At 55.9% G+C, this 24,239-nt stretch carries 23 protein-coding genes and 2 tRNA genes; 9 read left to right on the forward strand and 16 right to left on the reverse strand.

Going from position 1 to position 24,239, the window contains the following annotated elements:
• From ACLPGZ_RS06800 to ACLPGZ_RS06810, 3 genes are all read left to right on the forward strand, one after another.
• The coding region (locus tag ACLPGZ_RS06800; protein ID WP_429641106.1) for an LTA synthase family protein at positions 1–1,471 on the forward strand (1,471 nt) is incomplete at its 5' end.
• Between the two features lie 59 nt (positions 1,472–1,530).
• Positions 1,531–1,607 (forward strand) — tRNA-Pro (locus tag ACLPGZ_RS06805).
• 119 nt (positions 1,608–1,726) lie between these two features.
• Entirely contained in the window at positions 1,727–1,987 is a 261-nt protein-coding gene (locus tag ACLPGZ_RS06810) for a hypothetical protein (protein ID WP_026485262.1), read from the forward strand.
• A 34-nt stretch (positions 1,988–2,021) separates the two neighbouring features.
• On the opposite strand, the gene ACLPGZ_RS06815 is transcribed toward ACLPGZ_RS06810, so the two are convergent.
• From ACLPGZ_RS06815 to ACLPGZ_RS06825, 3 genes are read right to left on the reverse strand one after another with little or no spacing between them, the layout of a single operon-like run.
• A complete protein-coding gene (locus tag ACLPGZ_RS06815; RefSeq protein WP_009457931.1) occupies positions 2,022–2,516 on the reverse strand; it encodes a DUF421 domain-containing protein in 495 nt (164 codons plus the stop codon).
• A 19-nt stretch (positions 2,517–2,535) separates the two neighbouring features.
• Positions 2,536–2,952: a c-type cytochrome gene (locus ACLPGZ_RS06820; protein ID WP_026485261.1), complete on the reverse strand. Its 417-nt coding sequence runs from the start codon at positions 2,950–2,952 to the stop codon at positions 2,536–2,538.
• A 2-nt stretch (positions 2,953–2,954) separates the two neighbouring features.
• A complete protein-coding gene (locus ACLPGZ_RS06825) occupies positions 2,955–4,577 on the reverse strand; it encodes a flavin monoamine oxidase family protein (protein ID WP_239055201.1) in 1,623 nt (540 codons plus the stop codon).
• A gap of 286 nt (positions 4,578–4,863) precedes the next feature.
• Here ACLPGZ_RS06825 and ACLPGZ_RS06830 point away from each other — a divergent pair.
• Positions 4,864–4,940: transfer RNA gene (locus ACLPGZ_RS06830), tRNA-Pro, on the forward strand.
• A gap of 70 nt (positions 4,941–5,010) precedes the next feature.
• Here ACLPGZ_RS06830 and ACLPGZ_RS06835 read toward each other — a convergent pair.
• Complete coding sequence (locus tag ACLPGZ_RS06835) at positions 5,011–5,448, reverse strand: PACE efflux transporter (RefSeq protein ID WP_009457937.1); 438 nt, start codon at positions 5,446–5,448, stop codon at positions 5,011–5,013.
• Between the two features lie 97 nt (positions 5,449–5,545).
• On the opposite strand from ACLPGZ_RS06835, the gene ACLPGZ_RS06840 reads away from it, so the two are divergent.
• Positions 5,546–6,451: a LysR family transcriptional regulator gene (locus ACLPGZ_RS06840; RefSeq protein ID WP_035270956.1), complete on the forward strand. Its 906-nt coding sequence runs from the start codon at positions 5,546–5,548 to the stop codon at positions 6,449–6,451.
• Here ACLPGZ_RS06840 and ACLPGZ_RS06845 read toward each other — a convergent pair.
• Entirely contained in the window at positions 6,435–7,160 is a 726-nt protein-coding gene (locus ACLPGZ_RS06845) for a transporter substrate-binding domain-containing protein (RefSeq protein ID WP_060185658.1), read from the reverse strand. The two genes, ACLPGZ_RS06840 and ACLPGZ_RS06845, sit on opposite strands and share 17 nt — an antisense overlap.
• Positions 7,161–7,242: 82 nt before the next feature.
• On the opposite strand from ACLPGZ_RS06845, the gene ACLPGZ_RS06850 reads away from it, so the two are divergent.
• On the forward strand, positions 7,243–7,644 hold the full coding sequence (locus tag ACLPGZ_RS06850; RefSeq protein WP_009457944.1) for a DoxX family protein: 402 nt from the start codon (positions 7,243–7,245) through the stop codon (positions 7,642–7,644).
• 196 nt (positions 7,645–7,840) lie between these two features.
• On the opposite strand, the gene ACLPGZ_RS06855 is transcribed toward ACLPGZ_RS06850, so the two are convergent.
• Genes ACLPGZ_RS06855 through ACLPGZ_RS06865 form a run of 3 tightly spaced genes read right to left on the reverse strand, consistent with a single transcriptional unit; the run spans position 7,841 to position 10,414 of the window.
• Entirely contained in the window at positions 7,841–9,202 is a 1,362-nt protein-coding gene (locus ACLPGZ_RS06855; RefSeq protein ID WP_239055200.1) for a sensor histidine kinase, read from the reverse strand.
• Positions 9,199–9,864 (reverse strand): response regulator transcription factor, encoded by a 666-nt coding sequence (locus ACLPGZ_RS06860; protein WP_009457946.1) that lies wholly within the window; start codon positions 9,862–9,864, stop codon positions 9,199–9,201. The genes ACLPGZ_RS06855 and ACLPGZ_RS06860 overlap by 4 nt, the downstream gene beginning before the upstream one ends.
• A gap of 1 nt (position 9,865) precedes the next feature.
• The gene (locus ACLPGZ_RS06865; protein WP_239055199.1) at positions 9,866–10,414 is read right to left on the reverse strand and encodes a PepSY domain-containing protein; all 549 of its coding nucleotides are present in this window, start codon (positions 10,412–10,414) and stop codon (positions 9,866–9,868) included.
• 223 nt (positions 10,415–10,637) lie between these two features.
• Here ACLPGZ_RS06865 and ACLPGZ_RS06870 point away from each other — a divergent pair, with 223 nt between their 5' ends.
• Both ACLPGZ_RS06870 and ACLPGZ_RS06875 read left to right on the forward strand, forming a co-directional pair.
• Entirely contained in the window at positions 10,638–11,054 is a 417-nt protein-coding gene (locus tag ACLPGZ_RS06870; RefSeq protein ID WP_035270962.1) for a hypothetical protein, read from the forward strand.
• Between the two features lie 209 nt (positions 11,055–11,263).
• Positions 11,264–12,889, forward strand: coding sequence for an acyl-CoA synthetase (locus tag ACLPGZ_RS06875; protein WP_239055198.1), 1,626 nt, complete (start codon positions 11,264–11,266; stop codon positions 12,887–12,889).
• A gap of 230 nt (positions 12,890–13,119) precedes the next feature.
• Here ACLPGZ_RS06875 and pstB read toward each other — a convergent pair whose 3' ends face one another.
• From pstB to ppk1, 5 genes are all read right to left on the reverse strand, one after another.
• Entirely contained in the window at positions 13,120–13,899 is a 780-nt protein-coding gene (pstB, locus tag ACLPGZ_RS06880; RefSeq protein WP_009463840.1) for a phosphate ABC transporter ATP-binding protein PstB, read from the reverse strand.
• A gap of 33 nt (positions 13,900–13,932) precedes the next feature.
• A complete protein-coding gene (gene pstA / locus ACLPGZ_RS06885; protein ID WP_022983498.1) occupies positions 13,933–14,796 on the reverse strand; it encodes a phosphate ABC transporter permease PstA in 864 nt (287 codons plus the stop codon).
• A gap of 12 nt (positions 14,797–14,808) precedes the next feature.
• On the reverse strand, positions 14,809–15,747 hold the full coding sequence (gene pstC, locus ACLPGZ_RS06890) for a phosphate ABC transporter permease subunit PstC (RefSeq protein WP_026485253.1): 939 nt from the start codon (positions 15,745–15,747) through the stop codon (positions 14,809–14,811).
• A gap of 220 nt (positions 15,748–15,967) precedes the next feature.
• On the reverse strand, positions 15,968–17,011 hold the full coding sequence (gene pstS / locus ACLPGZ_RS06895; protein ID WP_026485252.1) for a phosphate ABC transporter substrate-binding protein PstS: 1,044 nt from the start codon (positions 17,009–17,011) through the stop codon (positions 15,968–15,970).
• Positions 17,012–17,107: 96 nt separating this feature from the next.
• The gene (ppk1, locus tag ACLPGZ_RS06900; protein ID WP_009463101.1) at positions 17,108–19,180 is read right to left on the reverse strand and encodes a polyphosphate kinase 1; all 2,073 of its coding nucleotides are present in this window, start codon (positions 19,178–19,180) and stop codon (positions 17,108–17,110) included.
• A gap of 239 nt (positions 19,181–19,419) precedes the next feature.
• Between ppk1 and ACLPGZ_RS06905 the strand changes: the two genes are divergently transcribed.
• Positions 19,420–20,910 carry a Ppx/GppA phosphatase family protein gene (locus ACLPGZ_RS06905; RefSeq protein WP_026485250.1) on the forward strand — a complete coding sequence of 497 codons (1,491 nt, stop codon included), beginning with the start codon at positions 19,420–19,422 and terminating at the stop codon, positions 20,908–20,910.
• A 278-nt stretch (positions 20,911–21,188) separates the two neighbouring features.
• On the opposite strand, the gene ACLPGZ_RS06910 is transcribed toward ACLPGZ_RS06905, so the two are convergent.
• The 3 genes from ACLPGZ_RS06910 to folP form a co-directional block, all read right to left on the reverse strand.
• A complete protein-coding gene (locus ACLPGZ_RS06910) occupies positions 21,189–21,971 on the reverse strand; it encodes a GNAT family N-acetyltransferase (RefSeq protein WP_009463097.1) in 783 nt (260 codons plus the stop codon).
• Positions 21,972–22,039: 68 nt separating this feature from the next.
• Positions 22,040–23,383 (reverse strand): phosphoglucosamine mutase, encoded by a 1,344-nt coding sequence (gene glmM / locus ACLPGZ_RS06915; RefSeq protein ID WP_009463095.1) that lies wholly within the window; start codon positions 23,381–23,383, stop codon positions 22,040–22,042.
• On the reverse strand, positions 23,380–24,222 hold the full coding sequence (folP, locus tag ACLPGZ_RS06920) for a dihydropteroate synthase (protein WP_031232995.1): 843 nt from the start codon (positions 24,220–24,222) through the stop codon (positions 23,380–23,382). The genes glmM and folP overlap by 4 nt, the downstream gene beginning before the upstream one ends.
• Positions 24,223–24,239: the final 17 nt, after the last annotated feature.

Here is a 24,239-nt window from a genome sequence, read left to right on the forward strand (position 1 = left end):
ATCGGAACCTTCTCTTTGCCCCCAATGGTTTGGGACTCTAACAGCAACTGAGGTTCCAACTATTCTGACAGCGGGGGGGATGCTGATTGCTGCGGCCCTGTGCATCCTGGCAATTCGGGGCACCTTGGCCCACCGCCCCATCAATCCTTCTTCGGTCGCCTGGAGCAGCGACAGCATGCTCAACACGCTGCCCTTGAACTCGCTGTATAACGTGGCCTACGCCATCTACAGCATGAAAAACGAGCGCTCGGCCGAGGATATTTACGGTGGCCTGGACGTCGCAGAAATGAACCAGATCGTGCGCGATGCGGCTGCCTTGCCGGCTGGCCCTGACACACTCCCCACCCTGCATCGTCAGACGCCAGTGCAAAAACGTGAGCGCAAACCCAATCTGGTCCTGATCGTGGAGGAGAGCCTGGGGGCGCAATATGTCAGCAATCTGGGCGGCGCCAATCTAACCCCCGAACTGGACAAACTGGCCCAAACGGGCTGGAACTTTCGCCGCGCCTACGCTACCGGCACGCGTTCGGTACGGGGTCTGGAAGCGGTTTCTGCCGGTTTCCCCCCAACCGTGGCAGACGCTGTACTGCGCCTGCCCGGCTCGCAAACCCGCTTTTTTACCCTGGCCCAATTGCTCAAGGAACAAGGTTACCGCTCACGCTTTATCTATGGCGGCGAAGCCCACTTTGACAATATGAAGAGCTTTTTCCTGGGCAATGGCTTTGATGAGCTGCATGAGCAATCCAGCTTTGAGTCCCCCGAGTTCGTCGGCACCTGGGGCGCCAGCGACGAGGATATGTTCAACAAGTTGCACCAGTTGCTAAGCCAGGACAAGGAGCAACCCACCCTGACGCTGGCGTTCTCCGTCAGCAACCACTCGCCTTGGGAATACCCGGCTGGCCGTATTCAGGTGGAAGGCGATCCCGCCACGGTAGAGAACACGGTACGTTACGCCGACTGGGCCATTGGGGACTTCTTCAAGAAAGCGCGTGAATCCGACTATTGGGACAACACAGTATTCTTGATCGTGGCCGACCATGACTCGCGCGTGGGCGGTGCCAATCTGGTGCCTGTGCGTCACTTCCATATTCCTGCCCTGATTCTGGGCGCAGGCGTTCCCAGCCGTCAGGACGAACGCATCATGAGCCAGATTGACCTGGCTCCCACCCTGCTATCTCTGATGGGCATTGAAAGCGAGCACCCCATGATCGGGCGCGACCTGACCCAGCAGGACAGCGACCGGGCCATGATGCAGTACTTCGAGAACTATGGCTATTTGAAAGGCGACATCCTGACCGTGCTGATGCCACACCTGCCGCCTTGTCAGTATCGCTATACCGCGCCGGACAAGTACGAGCCGCTGGAACAGATAGACGAAGGGCTGGCCAAGGAAGCCCTTGCCCACGTGCTCTGGCCTAGCTGGGCGTATCACGAACAGGCTTACACCCTGCCCCACCTGCAAAAACGCTAAAACCTAGGGCTCAGGGCTTGACGAAGTCCTGAATTCGTTCTACTATGTTTGTCTTTAGTCGGGGCGTAGCGCAGCCTGGTAGCGCATCTGGTTTGGGACCAGAGGGTCGCGAGTTCGAATCCCGCCGCCCCGACCATTAAAGAATTAAAGGCTTAGTTCATTGCACAGTGAACTAAGCCTTTTTCTTTGCCTGCTCCCAGGGCATCGCCTTATTTGCGTTATGCTCTGACGACCTACCCTGATCAGGAATCGGAAATGAGCAATTCAAAAATTCTAGGTCTGAGCAGCCTGGCCTTACTGCTGTGCCTCCTGACCGTCCCTACCCTGTTTCTGCTCCTGCCAGTCTTTCTCTTCCCCCTGATCGCCTGCCTGATCGGCCTCTATGTTTACAAGCGTGGCCTGCGCGGACAAACTCGCAGTCTGGCTATTCGGCTTTTTGCCTTGCTGCCCTTCCCCGTAGCGGTGTTCACCTTTATTTTCTGCATGCAATGGATTTCGCAGGGCTATCGGGCCTGAGCCTTCAGCCCCGCCTGTTCCTTACCCGTTCACACTACACGGATGTGTCCTTCAAAAAGCTGAGTTTGCCATTAGGCTCAATATAAGCCGCCGCTACCTCTTCCAGCGACTGGATTCCGGCCAAACGCATTTCACTCAGGATTTCATCGCGGGTCACAAACTCCCGACGCATATTGCGCCACTGCAATTGCCCGTCCCTGACCACACACACTTTGCGCGGAGTGGCTAGTGCATTGAGCGCCGGGAATCGGTACATCAGCCAATCGACTATGTACCCCCAGGCCACAATGGTTGCGGCCACCAGCAGACCATCCGTCAAGGAATTGCTGCCGCCTGACATCGCATTACCACTGGCATCGGCAATCAGCAAAAGAATCAACAGGTCCGCAACGCCCAGCGATCCCAGTTCACGTCGTCCTGCCAGCCGCAGCAGGACGAACAGAACAAAGTACACCACTGTGCCTCGCAGCACGGACTCCAACACAGGTATTTCCAGTGCGAAGACCGTGCTCCAATCAGGTGTCAGCATGACGACAAGCAGCCTTTGATCAGTTCAGATCAAAGTACTGGTGGTCCTTGGGACGCTGGCCTGCCACGTCCTTGGCCGTAATCTTGTCACTGAACTCATTGCCCAAGTGGGAACGCACATAGTTGACGACTTCGGCTATTTGCTCGTCATTGAGTACGCCACCAAAACCGGGCATGCCCTTATTGCCCTGGTTCACCATGAACACCACATAAGCAGGCGCCCCCAGTTTCGGATTCTTGGACAGGGACGGATACATGCCCGCCCCTTGAGCGCCCTTGCCATCGATCATGTGGCAAGACGCACAGACCTGCTCATAAATTTCCTGGCCGGTTTTCTGGGTAAAGACCACCGTATCACCCCCTACCACCGCCGTATCCGCATGGCTGATGGTCAACAGTCCCGAGGCCAGAAAAACCGCTAGAGATCGCATCATCATGACTAGGCTCCTTTGGAATCGGCTTGTTGATTACCCACAATATGGCTATGCAAGCGGGAAATCGCGTTCAGGGACGACAGGATCGCGCCTTCCTGCCAGGCGTTGACGTAAGAAGCGTGCTCACCCGCCAAAACCAGTCGACCATCAATCTGGCACAGGTTCTCGTAGTGCGCGGCCCGTGTCTGGTCCGTCCACATGCCATAGCAGCCCAATGTCCAGGGAACGCGGTGCCAGGCGACCGCCACCCCACTCTCGAACTCATCCTTATATTGAGGGTGGATTTGCGCACCATATGCCAGGGCCTTCTTGACCCGATCCTCGGGACTGAGCGACGACCATTCCACGGCGCTGGGACCGAACATATACCCCCCCAGCAATACGCCTTTGCCACCGGCCATCATGCCGCCACTGGGGTAAGAGATTTGTGTGATGGGCAGGTCGGTATAACTGATGCCGCCATAGATCGCGTCATCATCTTCCCAGAAGCGCCGTTTGAACTGCAGCCCGATCTTGACCGAGGGAGCGTAGGGCACAGCGTCAATGGCAGCGTGCATTTCCTTGCTGGCATCCAGATCTATCTGGCTCAGAATCGACAAGGGAATGGTACATACGCACCAGTCTGCTGTTTCAGTGTGCTCGCTGCCCTTGCTTTGATCCTTGTAGCTAACCGTCACCTTGCCATCGCTCTGCTTGATCGCAGTGACCTTGGCATTAAAGGTAAACAGGCCCTCCAGCTCTTTGCCAAAAGCAGCGCCGATCTGGTCCATCCCACCCACCGGCTGAAACATGGTCTGCTGGAACTCGTACAGATCATGAATGCCCATATTGTGCCAAACACTGGAGCGCACAATATCGGCCAGTTTCAAAGGCTCGGAAAACTCGGGTTGTGCATTCAGACCACCTCCCGGATCACGCTCAAAACCACGTACCTCGGAACTGGCATGGCCTTTCACATAAGCCATGTTCTTGTCCAAGGCCCCCCAGCTGCGCAAGGCTTCCAGCAGCTTTTCCTGATCCTCCTTGGACAAGGGTGCATCCAGCGACTGAGTATTAATGGCTTTGGACAAGAGCTCGGAGACCTGCCCCTGAAAATCCGCGTGGATATGGCGAAACCGCTGAGGCTTGCCACCAAAATGCTCTTTGCTATGCAGATAGGCGTTGTAGTTGTACTGGATAAACGGTTCCAGCCTGACTTTCAGCCGCTTGCAATAATCCAGCAAGGCCCGGTGATGGAAAGGAATCCGCCACGGGCCGGGGTTGATGTATTGATCCTTGTCGAACTTGACATCCTGCTTGGCGCCCCCCAGCTCGGTATAGCTGTCCCCGCCATGCAAGGACCAGTTGCGCCCCCCCACTTTTTCCCGAAACTCCAGGATTTTGACTTTGTACCCTGCGTTGCGCAGCTCCAAAGCGGCCACCATGCCAGCCAGACCCGCCCCCAGGATCACCACAGAGGTCCCTGGCTTGGGCTTGCCTTCCAGGCGAATCGGGCCATCGTAACTGCCCTCCGCCGCATGGCCCAGACGCATCATGGCCTGATACATGGCCGCGCCACCTGCGGCATACCCGACCATCGTCAGGAAATGTCGCCGTGTCAGTATTCCACCCTGTGAAACTTGGCTCATCGTCCTTTCTCCTTTTGGAAAAATGATGAGCAGCATTCGCCCCCAACTTCTTTGCCTGCCCCCGGTGCATGAATGCTACTCGTGTGGAAAAAAACAAAGAACACAATGCCTTATGATCAGCTTGTCACTTAACTATAAGCACCTAAAATGTTTAAGCCCAACATAAGAAACACATCTTTACAGGGCTGAAAATTAGCTGACTCCCGATAAATGCGTGCAAGCCCCTTTTTGATGTGGGCCTATGCTTGCCAAGTTCACCACGACGGGATATAATTTTTTTCTTAGTCGGGGCGTAGCGCAGCCTGGTAGCGCATCTGGTTTGGGACCAGAGGGTCGCGAGTTCGAATCCCGCCGCCCCGACCAAAAAATTCAAAGGCCTTGCAGAGCAATCTGCAAGGCCTTTTAGTTTTGCCAGTTCGGTTCACTGCGTCATTTAACTTTGGCTGGCGCTCACACCCACCGAGTCGGGCAAACCAAAAATAGAATCAAATGCCCAGTTGTAGATAAAGGCGAAGATGGGAAAGAAAGCCAGCAACACCGCTTCCATCAAAAAAGCTTTCCACAAGCTGACATTCAGCCACCACGCAATCAGCGGGATCAGCAAAGACACCAGCACAATCTGAAAACCGGCCACGTGCAGCACCCGGTGCCAGAACGTACGCGCCTGAATCTGACGACGGCGCTCCCAGGCTTCAAACAGCATGTTGTAGAACAGGTTCACCGATACCGCGCAGGTGCTGATCATGAAAGACAGCATCCCGCTTTCCATGGCCCCTGCCCCACTCAAGTGCCCCAATACGGTTGCCGCTACCATCATGCCCAGCAACTCGAACATCCCTATGTAGACGACTCTTCTTTTCCATCCCTGCACGATAAATATCCTTGATCAAAAGCTCAGAAAGCATGATTATCCGCAGTACAGCTTCTAGAAAAAGTCAGATTCCATCAGTTTTACTTATGGTTTAGCCATGCTTACCAGTGATCATCTTGAGCTCTTGCTTGCCGTGGTTGAACACGGCTCCTTCTCCGCCGCCGCGCGGGCGTTGCGCCGCACACAATCGGCCGTCAGCATGGCCGTGGCCAATCTGGAGGCCGAGCTGGATCTGTCGCTTTTTGACCGCAGCCGACGTGAACCTGTACCCACGGCCGAACTACTGGCCATGCTGCCCGACGCCAAGCTGATCGCCAGCCGCTTGCAGAGTTTGCGACTGCATTTGCAGGAATTATCGGGGGGATTGGAAAGCCATTTACGGCTGGGTATCGTGTGCGATGTCGATCCCGAACCGGCGTTGATTGCCTTGCAGGCTCTGGAGCAACGCTATCCCGGTCTGGACATAGAACTGCGAACCGCGCCCCAAGACGCACTGGTCGAAGCATTGCAAAAGCGCGAGCTGGATCTGTGCATTGCCTATGGCGGGCGGGAACTGGAAAGCGTGGGGATTGTGCAATCGCTGTGGACCGAAACCATTAGCGCTGTCGCTGCACCTGGCCATCCCTTGCTACAGGATAGCCCCAGGCCCCTGGAAGATTTGAAAGCCTACCGGCAGATTGTGATTACCAGCCCCGACAAGGATATACGCAAGGACCGCTCCATGCTTAGCCTGCGTCAATGGAAAACGGACAGTCTGCCCATGACACTGGAACTGGTGGAACGGGGATTGGGTTGGGCAAATCTGCCCTTGTCTTGCCTGCGGCCCTCACTGGAGTCTGGCCGTTTGCACCGTATCCAGTTCTCTACCGGCAGCAATGGTCTGGACTTGCCCATTTATCTTCTGCAATCCAAGGGACAGGATGTGGGCAAGGCGCAGGCCCTGTTCAGACAGGCCCTGCAAGACGAATTGAATACGCGCCTTGCGCCTATTCCGGTACGGTGACATTCGCCTGACCGCTATCAGCCAGGAACTGCGCCACCATCCCTTCCTTTTTCTGCCGGGCAATAAAGGCCTCAACCCAGGCATGGGCCAGCGTACGCTCTGACGGCACCGCCATGGCCTGACGAATCACAGTGAAACTGTCGGGCAGCACACGCAAGCCGCTGCGGGAGCGGGCATAGCGCTCCAAAGGCTGTCGTACGCCCGCAGCGGCATCCAGCTCTTCTTCCACAAACAGATCAATCGCATCGGCAGAGGTCGTTGCCCGTACCAGATCGGCATGTTTTAAATGACGGCTCAGGAACAAATCGTAGGCCGCCCCTTTGCCAACGGCAATGCACACGCCTTGCTGATCCAGCTGATCCACGTTCTGAAAGGCGGACTCGTCACGCACCAGATAGGTGCCTTCGATATGCACATAGGCTTCACTGAAGCGAATCTTTTCCGCACGCTTGGGATCAATCGCCAAAAAAGCCAGATCCCACTCGTCCCTGTAGACCGCCTCTACGACAGCCTGGGCCGCATCGTAGCCATGAAATTGCACGCTCAGGCCCAGCTCTTGCGCCACACTGCGCGCCAGGTCCGCCGAGACCCCTTTGGGCGACTGCTCATTGGCACCGCGTTGGGCCAGGACGGGATTGCCATAATTCATGGCAACACGTAAAACCCCGCTGGGGGCCAGTTCTGCTGCGACAGCCTGCTTTTGTGTCATGTAAATGCTCCGTCATACTTTTAAGAACCCGGTCTTCTACAATAACGCACCTTCCTGTCCCACTACATAATGGAGCGCCTGTATGTCTCGTGATGATCTTGGAAAACTCTTGCTGCGTGTCACGGTCGGTGTGTTGATCCTGCTGCACGGCATCGCCAAGATACGTTATGGCATCGGAGGAATCGAAAGAATGCTGATCGCCAACAATATGCCCGGCTTTCTGGCCTGGGGCGTGTACATAGGCGAAGTGATTGCTCCCGTCCTGATGATTCTGGGTTTTTACGCCCGTGCCGGCGGTTTGATTGTAGCCATGAACATGGTCATTGCCTTGTTGCTGGCCCATAGCAACCAGATCGGCAGTTTCAATGCCCAAGGTATTTGGGCCTTGGAGTTGCAAGGCATGTTCCTGATTGGCGCGCTCACAGTCGGCTTGATTGGCGCCGGACGCTACAGCCTGGGTGGCGATGGCGGCCCCTGGAACTAAGGCTGGCCCGATTCATGTGCTGAAAAACGCCCGCTTCGCCGGGCGTTTTTCATGGATGATCAAGCATAACCCCCACCTGCCCCCCCCTTGTTCGCCCTAGCCACTCAGTCCGCTGGTCTCAGGTACCTCTACGCTCGACGCTACTGCACTTGCACGGGAGTTAAAGTTAGTTGGCGTTGGCACCTGGCTTCCTACCTTAACTCGCCAAGGTCAAATCCAGTCGTAACCCCCCTTTCTCCGACGCACTGGCTTGCACCTTCCCCTGATAGCTGCGCGCGAGCTCACGCACAATATCCAGTCCCAATCCAAAGCCTGGATGTCGCTCATCCGCACGCTGGCCACGACCAAACACACGCTCCAACTGCTCCGGCTCCAGGCCAGGACCATCATCTTCCACCACCAGATGCAGCACATTGTCCTGCTGCCACACCTGACACCACACATTCTGCGTCGCCCATTTGCAGGCGTTATCCAACAGGTTTCCAGCCATCTCCTGCAAGTCCTGCTCTTCGCCTTTAAAGATCAACTCCTGATCGGGTAAATCCAGATGAATCTGCTTGTCGCTATGCAAACGCCCCATCACCCGACACAAGGACTGCAGACAACTAGACACATCCGTACGCACACCTATGGCGCGTACCGCCATGGCCCGTGCACGAGACAAGTGGTGGTCAACCTGACGCTGGGCCAAGGCCACCTGCTCACTAACCAAAGCCGCCAAATGCGGATCTTCGGCTTGCGCGGCGTTGCCCATAATTGTTAGCGGGGTTTTGACCGCATGGGCAAGATTTCCCGCCTGCGCCCGTGCGCGATCCACCATACCCGCATTAGCACTGAGTACAGCATTGAAATCATCCACCAAGGGTTGAATTTCACTGGGGAAATTGCCACTGACTTGTGGCTCCCGCCCCTCCTGCACATCCAGCAAACGACGTCGCAAAAGATGCAGAGGGTACAAGGCCAGCACCACTTGCAAGATTGCCGCCAGGATCAAACCCACGGCCAAACCACCTAGCGACAGGAACAGAATCCGCTCAAAACGGGCTAATGGTTCGGCCAGCAGCTCCCGGTTGCCGGCCACCATGATCTGCAAGCTTTGTCCCTTGTCATTCACCTCGTCCAGCTCCTGACGCAACACAACCAGGCGTTGCTTTTCCGGCCCCGTCAGCGACAAGACGCCATTGGGCGAATCGGGAGCATTCACATCCAGCGCCTCGTCCCACAAGGACGTCGAGCGCAAAACCACCGTCCACTGCTCACTGCCCGCTTCCTGGCGGGCAATCTGCCAGTACATGCCCGAATAAGGCTGCTCAAATAAAGGATCGCTCAGGCGCGATTGCAAAGTCACCCCATCCGCATTGTCCAGATTCACGTCCGCCATGATCTGGTCCAGGTGGGTTTGCAAACGCTGCTCGAACTGACGGTAAACGTGGTCTTGAAACAAGCGGTTCAGGCCCAAACCGGCCAGAACAATACTGATCAGAATCCAGGCCAAAGTCCCCAGCAGCAGGCGGCCACGCAGAGAGCCCAGAATGGTATGACCCCGCAAGGCGATCATGCTTCAGGGTCCACCAGACGGTAGCCCATACCTCGCACCGTTTCGATATAACCGGCGGGCAATTTCTTGCGCAGACGGCCGATAAAAACCTCGATGGTATTGGAGTCGCGCTCGAAGTCCTGAGAGTAAATATGCTCGGTCAGTTGAGTACGCGACAGCACTTGGCCAGGGTGATGCATCATGAACGCCAGCAAACGGTATTCATGGCTGGTCAGCGACAAGACCATGCCCGCACAACTGATCGAGGACGAGCGCGCGTCCAGCTCCAATTTGCCCAGCTGCAAACGTGGGTTCGCCTGACCGGCCGCACGGCGCAGCAAAGCGCGCATACGAGCCAGCAGCTCTTCCATGTGAAAGGGTTTGGCCACGTAATCGTCGGCACCCGCATCCATACCTTCGACCTTGTCGTGCCAATCATTGCGTGCGGTCAGAATCAGCACCGGCATATTGATATCCGAAGCACGCCAACGACGCAAGACTGATACCCCATCCATGCCCGGCAAACCCAGATCCAGAACTACCGCATCAAAGGCTTCTACCTCGCCTTGATAATGGCCTTGCTCACCATCATGAGCCACCTGAACGGCATAGCCAGCCCGTTCCAGAGCCTGCTGCAATTGCGCTGCCAAGGTAGGTTCGTCTTCAACAACCAGTATCCGCATCTTAATGTCCTCGGGAATGCGAGCGTTTCACGCCGCGCACAAGCAACACTTTGGCGGTCAAGGCGTCCACTTTCAGACGCAACAGGCGATTGTCGTCAACCAGCATACGCAAGTCATACACCCAAAGCTCAAAGCGCTCGTCATATTCAAACTGCACACGCAGCACTCGTCCGGGATAGGTCTCGCGCACCCGCTTCAGGACTTCCCGCAGCGGCAAGGCTTCTCCACGGCGCACGGCTTCGCGGGCCTGATCGTGGCCCCGATAGGCCGGGCCCGGAGGCCAGTACGGGCTGGGGCCGAAACGCTCGTTAGGAGGGGGAGGCGGGGGTGGAGGCGGCGGAGGGGGCAAACGACGAAAACAGTCATCGTCCCCGAGGTAATCATGTCCAGACCAATCCGAACGCTGATCCCTGTCCCACGACGAATCACCCTTCTGCTTTTTGCTGCCGCAGTCAAGATAATCGTGAGAATGGGCCAGTGCCAATGGCATCACCGCCGTCAAAACGGCGGCCAAACTCATCAGCAAGGCGGATTGTTTAATGGACGTCATAAGAATCGGTACGTGCAGAAAAAAAAGAGGGATCAAACGATCACTCCCCCTTATATAGCAAGCTGCGGATGAACATAACATGAACAGCGGCTTCAGTTTAGATTCAGAGCCACCTGTCCATAATGGGCACCAGGCTGACAGGACAAACAAACCTTCCCACCTCAAAAGGAAGCTACCCAGGAATCTGACAGCACCACTTTTTGATTACATGAAGGAGCTATACATGAAACGCACTTCCCTCTTTTCTGCCCTGGTATTGAGCGCAAGTCTGTTGGGTGGCACCGCTGCCATTGCACAGGAAGCCACAAGCGCAGCCCAAACACAGAGCACGCAGAAACAAGCCCGTCAGGCCCGCGACCACAAACCGCTGACCGCTGATCAAGTCACCGATATCGGTCCCGCCTACCAGCGCCTGAAAGATGCCGGCTACACCAAAGTGGGCAGCCTGCATCAGCGAGGCGACAACATCATGGCCATGGTGGTCGATAAGGACGGCAAGGTTGTACGTGTCCGTTCCGAGGGTGCCAATGGCGAGTTTACGGTTGTAGAGCGCAAGAACGACGGTCAGCATCGTCGCGGCCACCGCTCCGGTCACGATCAACAACGTGACAGCGCCACGAAAGAGGCCACCAAGTCCTGATCATCACATCACTTTCCCCTAAGCAGTTGATGTTCGCAAGCAGTAGCAGTGACAACACGCAGTTGTTTTAGCAGTAGAAGTCGGTAGCAGGACGAAAAACGGCGCCCCCCCAGCGCCGTTTTTCTTTTCTACTGATTAGCCCGGATAGGGTCATCCCGCTCAAGGCGTTAGGATGGGAGTCTGTTTCACCTTTTGGAAAAGTGTCTCTCATGCTGTCTGCTGATTCGGTTTACTCACAAAGCTACTCGGAATTTCACTGGTCCATCCCCGAGCACTACAACATCGCTCACGACACCTGCGACAAATGGGCTGACGGGTCCGGGCGTCTGGCCCTGATCCAGCAATTGCCCGATGGTCAGATCAAACGCTACACCTTCGATCAGCTCAAAGCCTGGTCCGATTCTTTAGCGGCTGCCTGGCAAGCCCAGGGTATTCAGGCAGGCGACCGTATCGCCATCTTTCTGGCTCAAGGACTCGAAACGGCGCTGGCGCATTTGGCGACCTACAAGATTGGCGCCATTGCCATGCCCTTGTTCACCCTGTTTGGCACGGACGCGCTGCGCTACAGGCTGAATGATTCCGGTGCCAGCACCTTGATTACCGATCAACAAGGCCTGGAGACGGTGTTGCCCTTGCGCGAGCACCTGCCACAGCTCAAACATCTTTACCAAAGTGACAGCCAGCAGGATCAGGGCGATGCACTTTCCTTATGGCAAGCCATTGCCGCCCACCCCGAACCGGCACCGCGCACATTGAACACCCGCGCAGACGACCCTGCCGTGCTGATCTATACCTCCGGCACCACAGGTTCGGCCAAAGGTGCTCTACATGCCCACCGCGTGCTGCTGGGGCATCTGCCGGGCGTAGAGATGTCGCACAACTTCCTGCCCACAGGCGAAGGCCTGATGTGGACGCCCGCCGACTGGGCCTGGATTGGCGGCCTGCTGGATGTGCTGCTACCGGCCTGGCATCACGGCATACCCGTGCTGGCCTACCGCTTCCCCAAATTCGATGCTGAGGCTACCTGGAAACTGATGTCCGAGCACGGTGTCACGCATACTTTCCTGCCCCCTACTGCCCTGAAAATGCTGCGTCGCAGCCAATGGTCACGCGAGCAATGGCCTTTGAAGCTGCAATCCATTGCCAGTGGCGGGGAGTCACTAGGCGTACAGTTGCTGGATTGGGCGAAGCAGGAACTGGGCATCACCATCAACGAGTTCTACGGACAAACCGAGTGCAATATGATCGTGTCCTCTTGCTCGGCCTGGTTTCCAGGACAGGCGGGCAAGATCGGCAAGGCCGTGCCTGGTCACAAGGTCGCGATTGTGGATGATCAGGGGCAAATTCAGAAACCCGGCATCGAAGGCCATATTGCCGTGCGAGCACCCGATCCGGTTATGTTCCTGGGCTACTGGCAACGACCCGAGGCCACTCGCGAGAAATTTGTAGGCGACTGGCTGCTGACCGGCGACAAAGGCATGCAGGACGAGGATGGCTATATCCAGTTCGTAGGCCGCGATGATGATGTCATCACCAGCTCCGGCTACCGCATTGGGCCCGGCCCGATTGAGGATGGCCTGATGGGGCATCCCGCTGTCGCCATGGCGGCAGTGATCGGTGTCCCCGACCCCGAACGCACCGAAGTCGTGAAAGCTTTTGTGGTGCTGAAGGAGGATATCGAACCGTCCCAGGAACTGGTCAAGGAGATTCAGGAGCACATCAAACGCCGGGTGGCTGCACATGAGTACCCACGGCTGATTGAGTTTGTCGATGCCCTGCCCATGACAACCACCGGCAAAGTCATACGTCATGCTTTACGCAAATTGAGCCAGTAAAGGCACTAGCTGCAGGCGGCACCCGCACAACACAAGGCCGTCGCTACTCCCTTTACTGGAGCCAACACTGTATCGCCGCCCCAATGGATAAAAAAACACCCCAATCCTTGGACGTAAATCCAGCGATTGGGGTGTGTGCCACACAGGAACGACTGTCCCGATGTGGGGGTATGGCTTTATTCAAACTCCAGGCAAAGCACTGCAAGGCCGCTCTGCCCGCATCCGTCTGATTAACCGAAACGACCCGTGATGTAGTCTTCGGTTTCCTTGCGAGCGGGCTTCACGAAGATCTGGTCAGTTTCACCAAACTCCATCAACTCGCCCAGATACATATAGGCGGTGTAATCCGAGCAACGTGCCGCTTGCTGCATGTTGTGGGTCACGATCACCACGGTGTAATCCGCTTTCAGTTCAGCAATCAGCTCTTCAATCTTGGCCGTGGAAATCGGGTCCAGTGCCGAGCAAGGCTCGTCCAGCAGCAGAACTTCGGGTTTGATCGCCACACCACGGGCAATACACAGACGCTGTTGCTGACCACCGGACAGGCCGTTACCGCTTTGGTGCAGCTTGTCTTTCACTTCGTTCCACAGCGCGGCTTTGGACAAGGCCCACTCCACGCGCTCGTCCATTTCGCCTTTGCTCAGGCGCTCGAACAAACGCACGCCAAAGGCTACGTTGTCATAAATGCTCATGGGGAACGGTGTCGGTTTCTGGAACACCATGCCCACTTTGGCGCGGATCAGGGAAATGTCCTGCTTGGAAGTCAGCAGGTTTTCATTGTCCAGCAGGATTTCACCTTCAGCGCGCTGGCCGGGGTACAGCTCGTACATGCGGTTCAGCGTGCGCAGCAAGGTGGATTTACCGCAACCGGATGGTCCGATAAAGGCCGTGACCTTCTTTTCCTTGATAGACATGTTCACATTGCGCAAGGCATGGAATTTGCCATAGAAGAAATTCAGGTTGCGGATTTCAATCTTGGTCGATTCGTCGGAGGTAATAATTTGACTCATAGCGTTGGCCGACTAGGGCGCTCCGTGAAAACGTTATTTTTGGCGGAAAAGGCTGCGAGCCAGGATATTGATACCCAAGACCAGCAAGGTAATCAGCACCGCACCTGCCCAGGCCAGACGGTTCCAGTCCTCAAAGGGGCTGGCAGCATATTGGAAAATCACCACTGGCAAGTTGGCCAGCGGCGCGTTCATGTTCAGGGACATGAACTGGTTGTTCAAGGCGGTGAACAACAAGGGAGCCGTTTCACCCGCAATACGAGCCACAGCCAGCAGAACGCCCGTCACGATACCGGGCAAGGCAGCACGGTAGGAGATGGACATCACAATCTTCCACTTGGGGCAGCCCAGAGCCGCCGCAGCTTCGCGCAGACCGTTGGGAACCAGCATCAACATATTGTCTGTGGAACGTACCACCACGGGGATCACCAAAATAGCCAAAGCCAAGGAACCGGCCCAACCCGAATAGTGCCCCACCTGTGCCACGTATACGGCATAGATGAACAGACCAATAATGATGGACGGTGCCGACAACAGCACGTCGTTCAAAAAGCGGGTGGCCGGAGCCAGCCAGCCACGCTGACCGTATTCGGCCAGATAGGTGCCGGCCAGAATGCCGATAGGTGTGCCGATCAGAGTACCGACGCCAGCCATCATGACGCTGCCGACAATGGCGTTCAGCAAACCACCCTCACCACCAGGAGGCGGGGTGCTTTCAAACAGCAGGGACCAGGCCATGGCACTGCTGCCCTTTTCGATCAGGGTCCAGATGATCCAGAACAGCCAGAACAGGCCGAAGATCAAGGCAGTAAAAGACACACCCAGCATCAGGCGGTTAAACACCTGCCTGCGTTTGTAAATCGGGTTGCTCAGACTAATTGCGGATTTTTTATCAAACATAATAGGTGATCCTTAGCGCGACGTGCCTTCGTTCTTGGCCAGACGCAACAAGAGCAACTTGGAGATCGCCAATACAACCGTGGTGATCAGGAACAGGATCAGACCCAGCTCCAGCAAGGCGGATTTCTGCATGCCACCGGCTTCGTTAAACTCGTTGGCCAGTGCAGACGCAATCGAGTTCGAAGGCGAAAACAGCGAGCTTGGCAAGTTAAAGGAGTTACCAATCACAAAGGTGACAGCCATGGTTTCACCCAAGGCGCGCCCCAGACCCAACATGATCCCGCCAATCACCCCGTTCTTGGTGAAAGGCAGCACCACACGCCACATCACTTCCCAGGTCGTGCTGCCCAGACCATAAGCGGACTCCTTGAGCATGGGAGGCACCAGCTCGAACACGTCGCGCATCACGGCGGTAATGAAGGGGATCACCATAATGGACAGAATCAGACCGGCGGTGAACACACCAATCCCGAAGGGAGGGCCCGCAAAGATCTGACCCAGCACTGGCACCCCGTCAAAAAAGGAGATCAGGCCAGGCTGTACATAGCGCTGGAACAGGGGCACAAAAACAAACAGGCCCCACATACCGTAAATAATGGAGGGAATCGCAGCCAGCATTTCAATGGCCGTACCCAGAGGGCGACGCAACCAGGCTGGCGAGAGCTCTGTCAGGAACATCGCAATGCCAAACGAGACCGGCACGGCAATACAGAGTGCGATGAAAGAAGTCAGCAAGGTACCGGCAATGGGCACCAATGCGCCATATTCGTTATTGACCGGATCCCAGTTATTCGTCCAGAGAAAAGAGAAACCGTATTCGGCAATGGATTCCCGGCTTCCATAGATCAGGGAAATAGAGATGGCAGCCAGCAATATGAACACGAGAAACGCAAACGAGCGTGTCATGTTCTTGAAAATGCCGTCCATAAAGGCGTTCTGATTTGATTTCATGTAGACAGATGAAGGGTCAGGCCGGAATAGGACGAACGCACTGCAACCGATTCACAGATTCTGTAACAGCCAAGACTGCTCCAGCCCAACAAACCGGATAACGCTACGCGCTGTGCGTTCAAGACAAAACCGTAATTTTTACATAATAAAGACGGCACCACCTAGAGGTGGGCCGTCTCGCAGGATCAATTTACAACTGACCTGTATTTGAACACGAATCTTACTTCCAGACCGCAGCGCCGTCTTTGGACTTGATCTCCGATGCCCAGGCCGCCTTGATCTGGTCGGTTACGTCCTTAGGCAACGCAACGTAATCCAGCTCTTCAGCAGATTTGGCACCGTTCTCGAAGGCCCAGTTAAAGAAGTTCAGCACTTCTTTACCGTTCTCGGGCTTATCCTGGACCTTGTGCATCAGGATGAAGGTAGCCGAAGTGATAGGCCAGGATTTTGCGCCAGGCTCTTCGGTCAGAATCACACCCATGCCAGGCGTACCGGCCCAGTCTGCGTTGGCAGCGGCGGCAGCAAAGCTTTCCTGACCAGGCTGGACGAATTGGCCGTCCTTGTTCTGCAACTGGGTCCAGGACAGTTTGTTTTGCTTGGCGTAAGCGTATTCAACGTAGCCGATCGAGTTCTGCAGCTGACGTACGTAAGCAGCCACGCCTTCGTTACCCTTGCCACCTTGACCGGTAGGCCACTTCACAGCCTTGCCTTCACCAACCTGGGACTTCCAGTCCGGGGACACTTTGGACAGGTAGTTGGTCCAACCGAAAGTGGTGCCCGAACCGTCGGAGCGGTGAACCACCACGATGTCCTTGTTAGGCAAGGTCAAATCGGGGTTCAGTTCCTTAATGGCTGCATCGTCCCACTTGGTGATCTTGGCCAGGTAGATATCGCCCAGTACTTTACCGGACAGTTTCAGCTTGCCAGGCTCAATGCCTTCGACGTTGATCACAGGCACCACACCACCGATCACGGCGGGGAACTGCAACAGGTTTTCTTTTTCCAGTGTTTCGACCTTCATTGGGTCGTCCGAAGCACCGAAATCCACGGTCTTGGCAATAATCTGCTGCTGACCACCACCCGAACCAATCGACTGGTAGTTGACGCGGTTATTCGTTTGTTTGGCGTATTCAGCCGCCCATTTGGCATAGATTGGGTAAGGGAACGACGCACCAGCACCGGTTACGTCTGCAGCTGTGGCAGTAGCCGCAAAAGCGCTGAACGCCAGAGCAATACTTACCTTGTTGAATACACGTTTTAACATCGAGAAATCCTCTTGATGATAGTCAGATCACAGGCCCACCCTGTATGTGTCGTCATAGTAAACAGACTATATGACACGTTCATGACAGTCTGTATTTCACACACCGCCCAAGCGCTGCATCATGCTCAGATGCAGATTGAACGGGGCACCGCGACTGCGGATGCGGTTATAAGTGCCATCCGGATTGGCCTTCCAGGACAACTGGTTGTCACGCAAGGCATAAGTGAAGGCTTCGGCAATGACCCGCTTTTTCAGGCTGCGGTCCAGCACTGGCACACCCAGCTCCACACGACGGAAGAAGTTCCGGTCCATCCAGTCGGCCGAGGAAATAAAGACCTCTTCCTGACCGCCATTGTAGAAATAGAAAACACGCGAGTGCTCCAGAAAGCGTCCGATGATTGAACGCACCTGGATGTTCTCCGACAAACCCTTGACCCCCGGACGCAAGGCGCAAGCACCACGCACGATCAGGTCTACCCTGACTCCGGCCTGGCTGGCATCATAAAGCGCCTGAATGATCTTGGGCTCCAGCAGGGAGTTCATCTTGGCCATGATGCGGGCTTTCTTGCCTGCCAGGGCGCGCTCGGTTTCCGCCTGGATGCGATCCATCATGCTGTCATGCAAGGTGAACGGCGACTGCAGCAAGCGCTTCAGGGGCCGCCAGGCACCCAGCCCGGTCAGCATGGAAAACACCTTGTCCATGTCCTCGCAAATTTCCTGATTGGCGGTAATCAGGCCAAAGTCCGTGTACAAGCGAGCGGTGCGCGGGTGATAGTTACCGGTACCCAAATGGCCATAACGACGGATCGAGCCCCCCTCACGACGCAGCACCAGGGCCATCTTGGCGTGGGTCTTGTGCCCCACCACCCCGTAACTGACGTGTGCTCCCACCTCTTCCAGCTTGGCGGCCCAATTGATATTGGTCTGTTCGTCAAAACGAGCCATCAGCTCCACCACCACCGTTACCTCTTTGCCAGCACGCGCCGCCGACAGGAGGATATTCATCAACTCCGAATCTTCACCAGTACGGTAAATCGTCTGCTTGATACCGACGACGGCCGGGTCCGCCGCTGCGGCACGCAAGAAGCTCAAGACGGGCTGGAAGGACTGATACGGATGGTGCAGCAGTTGGTCTTTGCGGGAAATCGCCTCAAAAAACTGTGCGGGGGATTCAAATGAAGAATCAAACGGCGCCGGAATAGGCGCACGGTAATCCGGGAACAGGAGATCCGGACGGTCTGGCACATTACACAGCTGCATCAGGCGCGTCAGATTGACCGGGCCGCTGACGCGATAAGTATCTGGCACATCCAGCGAAAACTCGCTTTGCAAAAAGCGCTCCAGGCGCTCGGGCATGGAACGGTCAATTTCCAGACGTACGGCCGCACCAAAGTTACGTTGCGACAGCTCGCCCTGCAAGGCGGCGCGCAAGTTGGTGACTTCCTCCTCGTCCACAAACAGATCGCTGTTACGGGTAACGCGCCACTGATAGCAGCCCTTTACGTCCATGCCGGGAAAAAGCTCGCCCACAAAAACGCTGATCAGGGAAGTCAGCAGCATATAGCCCTGGGGAATGCCGGCGATATCGTCTGGCACACGAATCACACGTGGCAAGGCACGGGGTGCCTGCACAATGGCAATCGTGCCGGTGCGGGCGAAGGCATCTTCACCGCTCAACTCCACAATGTAGTTCAGGCTTTTGTTGTAGACGCGCGGAAAGGGATGCGCCGGGTCCAGACCAATAGGCGTGAGCAAAGGCATAACGTCACGCAAAAAGGTTTGATACGCCCACTCACGCTGAGCAGGTGTCCATAGCGCGGTCAGCAGCAGCCCTATGCCTTCATCCATCAAGGTCGGCAAGACCTCGTCCATCAGCAAGTCGTTTTGTTTCTCGACCAATTGGTGAGCCGCAGCCTGCACCTTGTCAAACGCTTGTTGAGGCAAAAACCCGTCATCCCCCACTTGATGAGGATTTTGCAAGATCTGTTCTTTCAGACTGGAAATACGAATTTCAAAGAATTCATCCAGGTTAGAGCTCACGATACAGATGTAGCGCAAGCGCTCCAGCAAAGGCGTGGTCGAATTTTCGGCCATGGCCAGCACTCGCTCATTGAACTTGAGCAAGGACAACTCACGGTTTAGCAAGGTTGAATCTGGAGAAGGCAGCATGGTGAGGTCGTTAAAAAGCCAAAGAAAATGGGATCGTGAGACTTTTACTACATGAATGTTACAGCTCTATGACCCGTAGCAATTCAAGTCTAAAACAGCTCTGCCTGGCAGGAGCGCAAATATCACATCGCCTTTCCCAAGATGCTTTCGTCTAACTTTTCTTAATTTTCCGGTTTATGTAACAAAACCCATGATTAATGTCCTTATAATCGCACAGTAATCATCCCGAGCGATGCCTCATGGAACAACTTCTTGCCGCTGTGGACCTGGGCTCCAACAGCTTTCGTTTATCCATTGGACGAGTGGTTCAGCACAACGGTCATGCCCAGATCTACACCATTGACCGCCTGAATGAATCCGTCCGACTCGCCGCTGGCATGGGTCCCGACAAATACATCAGTCCCGATGCCATTGAACGCGCCGTAGTCATTCTGAAACGCTTCAACGAACGTCTGGCCGGTTTTCACCCCAATCGCGTTCGCGCTGTGGCCACCAATACCTTCCGGGTGGCACGCAATTTAAGCGAGGTTCTGCCGGCTGCCGAGGCGGCCTTTGGCTTTCCTATCGAGGTCATCTCCGGCCACGAGGAAGCCCGCCTGATTTTCTCGGGGATCAGCAACGAGCTGCCCCCCTCCCCCAATCGCCGTCTAATGATCGACATCGGCGGCGGTTCGACCGAAGTCATTATTGGCAAGGGCCTCAAACCTCTGCTGCTGTCTTCGCTCTACATGGGCTGTGTCAGCTATACCGACAAATTTTTCTCCGATGGCGTGATCACCGAAGAGCGCATGAGCAATGCGATCCTGACGGCTCGTCGCGAACTGGAAGGAATTACGCGCCAATACCGCAAAACGGGCTGGCAGGAAGCGTATGGCTCCTCCGGAACCGCCAAGGGTCTGATCGCCATCCTGCAAGAGAACGGCATGTCCAAAAAGGGGATCACCCTGGAAGGCATGGAATTGCTGCGCAAACGCCTGGTACACGATGGCAAGGTGGACACACGCAATCTGAGCGGTATCAAGCCTCACCGCGCGCCCGTGCTGGCGGCAGGTCTGGCCATTATGATGGCCGCCTTCCAGGAGCTGAAGATTCGCCAGATGCTGCCTGGTGAAGGCGCACTGCGTGTGGGTGTGCTCTACGACATGCTGGGGCGCGAATCGGAACACGATCAGCGTGACCAGACCGTTCAGCAAATGATGAAACGCTATCAGGTCGACACACGCCAGGCCCATCGTGTGCACGACGCGGCGATGAAGTTCTTCGCACAACTGAAGCTGCCCGACACCCCTGAAGTGCAGGAACTGCAGCGTCAATTGGGCTGGGCCGCCGATCTTCATGAAGTGGGCCTGAGCATTGCACATGCGGATTACCACAAGCACACGGCCTACGTGCTGGAACATGCCGATATGCCCGGTTTTTCCAACGACGACCAAGCCTTGTTGAGCTTCCTGAGCCTGGGTCACCAGGGCAAGCTGGGCAAGCTCAAGCGCTTTGAGTCCAATAACGCCTGGTGGCTGACATTGCTGAGCCTGCGTCTGGCCGTCATGCTGATGCGCCGTCGCGAGGACAGGGAGACCTTGCCGCTGAGCCTGCAAGCGCGTGGCAAAACCGTCATGATTCATCTGGATCACGAATGGATGGCCAGCCATCCCCTGTCCCAGGCCTCCTTGCTGGCTGAAGTACAGGCTTGGCAAAGCGATATCAATGATTTGAGCCTGGAGCTGGTCTGACAAGGCCTACTGGACGTGTAGCGGCCAGGTGGGCCTGTTGAAAAACACTCCACCCAGCTTACAGCCCCGATAGCCTTGCTGACAGGCCCGTTGATTGGAGTATGGCTGACGCTAGCTGGCCGAGCCGCTCATTGACAGCGCCAAAGCCTGCCAAGCCAAGCAGATCATCAGAACCTAAAAAAACCCCCGAAAGTTGGATTGCCATCCAACTTTCGGGGGTTCTTTTTATTCGCAGGCCCTATTCAGGCCCGACTTGCTCAGGCCTGAGCAGTACGCAATCAGACCAGGCCAAAGTGACGTTTATAGCGCTCGTCCATGGCTTCCAGATCCAGCAGGACAGGAAAGTCTGCCGTATTGAAGTCCGGATCCCAGGCAGGCTCACCACAAATCGTGGCACCCAGCTTCAGGTAGCCTTTGATCAGCGGTGGAATGCGCGCTGGCAAATCGCTGTTCAGTCGTTCAACCGGATAGCGATTCAAGGGCTGCACATGCGGAATGTGCTTGTTGTCCTGCATGGACTTTTGGGCCACACGCCAGACTTCGGCGGCGGTGACGCCATCGTCACGCAAACTGACACTGGCACAACCCAGAAGGTAACGGTAACCGCCTACACGCGTCAGGGCAGCAATGCCACCCCACAGCATCATGATGGCCGAGCCATTACGGTAGTCGGGATGGATGCAGGAGCGCCCAACCTCAACCAGGCTGGGGCGCAGCGCATCCAGGGCGCTGATATCGAATTCGGACTCTGAGTAATAGCCGCCCGCTTTATTGGCATTTTCAGGGGTCAGCAAGCGGTAGGTTCCTACAACCCGGTTTTCTTCGGGTTCGGTAACCATGAAATGCTCGCACCAGGGGTCGAAGCGGTCTATATCCAGACCATTGTGCTGGTCTGGAAAGACGGCATTCATTTCCTGGGTGAAAACCTGAAAACGCAAGCGCTGAAGGCATTCAAGCTCAGCCTGGGTACGAGCCAGGCGCAAGGCCAAGCCTCCAACGGTATGACCTGCCCAAGTATTCGCCCAATCCACTTCAGTACGTTCGCGCTCAAGATTTAGCATCGTGATGACTCCAAACACTTTCGTGCATCATGCACAAACAATGTTTCAGGTATTTGATAGCCACATTACTATTTCATTAAATCCACTGCAAGCAAGGTATCGATGCCTGCTTGAGCCAGATCGGCTTGTTCTGCTTCCACCATCAAGCGCAGCTTGGGTTCTGTACCTGATGCACGAATAAGCACTCGCCCACGGTCACCCAACATTTGCTCCACTTCACGGGTTGCCTGTTGCAAACCTGCATGGTTTTTCCAGTCCTGGCCCGCTTGCAATGGCACGTTAACCATAATTTGCGGGTACATCTTCAGGCCTTCCATCAGTTCTGGCAGGCTCTTGCCGCTATGGCACAGGGCGGTCAGCACTTGCAAGGCGGCAATAATACCATCGCCTGTGGTGTGCCAGTCCAGGCACAGCAGGTGACCGGAGCTTTCGCCACCGAACACCCAGCCGTTTTGCTGCATCAATTCCAGCACGTAGCGGTCGCCCACTTTGGCGCGGGCAAACTCCACGCCCAATTCCTGCATTTTCTTCTCGAAACCCAGGTTGGTCATCAGCGTGCCAACCACGCCTTTTACAGGCTGGGTCTGCAGATGATCAGCAACAATTAGATACAATAGTTCGTCGCCATTGTAGATGCGCCCCTGGGAATCGACCATTTGCAGACGGTCTGCGTCACCATCCAACGCAATACCCAAATCTGCGCCGTGCTTGCGTACTTCTTCGGCCAGCTTCTCGGGATAAGTCGCGCCCACTTCCTGATTGATGTTGAACCCATCAGGTTGAACACCCACGGCAACCACTTCGGCACCCAATTCGCGGAACACGTGCGGAGCGATGTTGTAAGCCGCGCCATGAGCGGCATCCACAACAATCTTGAGCCCGTTCAGGTTCAAGTCGTTCGGGAAGGCACTCTTGCAAAATTCAATATAACGGCCAGCCGAGTCAGCCAGACGACGGGCGCGGCCCAGGGACTCAGACTTCACCCAGTGCATGGGCTGGTCAATGGCTTGCTCGATTTTCAGCTCGATCTCGTCAGGCAGCTTGGTGCCCTGTGCGGAAAAGAACTTGATACCGTTGTCGTAATACGGGTTGTGCGAGGCAGAGATCACGATACCGGCCGTCAGGCGCAGCGTACGCGTCAAATAGGCCACAGCGGGCGTAGGCACAGGGCCAGCCAGCAATACATCGATCCCGGCGGCCGACAAACCGGCTTCCAGCGCCGATTCCAGCATGTAGCCAGAAATACGGGTGTCCTTGCCAATCACCACGGTGGGGCGGCCTGTACCTTCATACTGGGCAGCCAGAACCTGCCCGGCAGCGTAACCCAGGCGCAAAGCGAACTCGGGGTTAATCGTTGGGCCACCTACTTCACCGCGGACACCATCGGTGCCGAAATACTTACGATCGCTCATTCAGAGACTCCACATTCAACCGCGTTCCACACATCCAGCGCTTCGCGCGTGGCGGCTACATCATGGACACGGACAATTTTTGCGCCCCGTGCCACGCAGGCAAGGGCTGCCGATAGACTGCCAATCAAACGCTCACTGGCGGGTTTCCCCGTGACATGGCCAATCATGGATTTGCGCGACAAGCCGATCAACCAGGGGTAACCAGGCACTGCCGCCTGCTGCAAATCCCGTAGCAACTGATAATTATGTGCCGCTGTTTTACCGAAGCCAAAGCCGGGATCCAGCATGATACGCTCGGATTGAATGCCTGCGCTCACTATGGCGTCACATCGTTGTTGCAAAAAATGACGTACATCAACGACCACATCATCGTAGTGCACCTGCTCTTGCATGGTCCGGGGCTCACCTTGCATGTGCATGATGCACAGGCCGCAATTGGAGTCCTTGACGGCCTCGATGGCACCGGGCATGCGCAAGGCATAGATGTCATTGATCATGTCTGCACCGGCCGCCAGGCTGGCGCGCATGACCTCAGGCTTGAACGTATCCACCGACAAGGCCACACCGCTGTCGCGCAAGCCCTCGATCAAGGGAATAACACGCTCAAGCTCTTGTTCCAGGGAAACGGGTTCGGCACCGGGACGAGTCGACTCGCCACCAATATCCAGAATGTCTGCGCCTTCGGCGATTAATTGACGGGCGTGGTCCAGCGCCCGAGGCAAATCATTGTGTGCGTTGCCGTCATAAAAGGAGTCTGGGGTGACATTCACAATCCCCATAACCAAAGGGCGCTCCAGCCCAAACTGGAAGCGCCCACAAGACCACTCAGGGTAATTCATGAAATAGGCATGGCCTA

Source organism: Alcaligenes sp. Me129 (assembly GCF_050487245.1).
GTDB lineage: Bacteria > Pseudomonadota > Gammaproteobacteria > Burkholderiales > Burkholderiaceae_B > Alcaligenes > Alcaligenes phenolicus.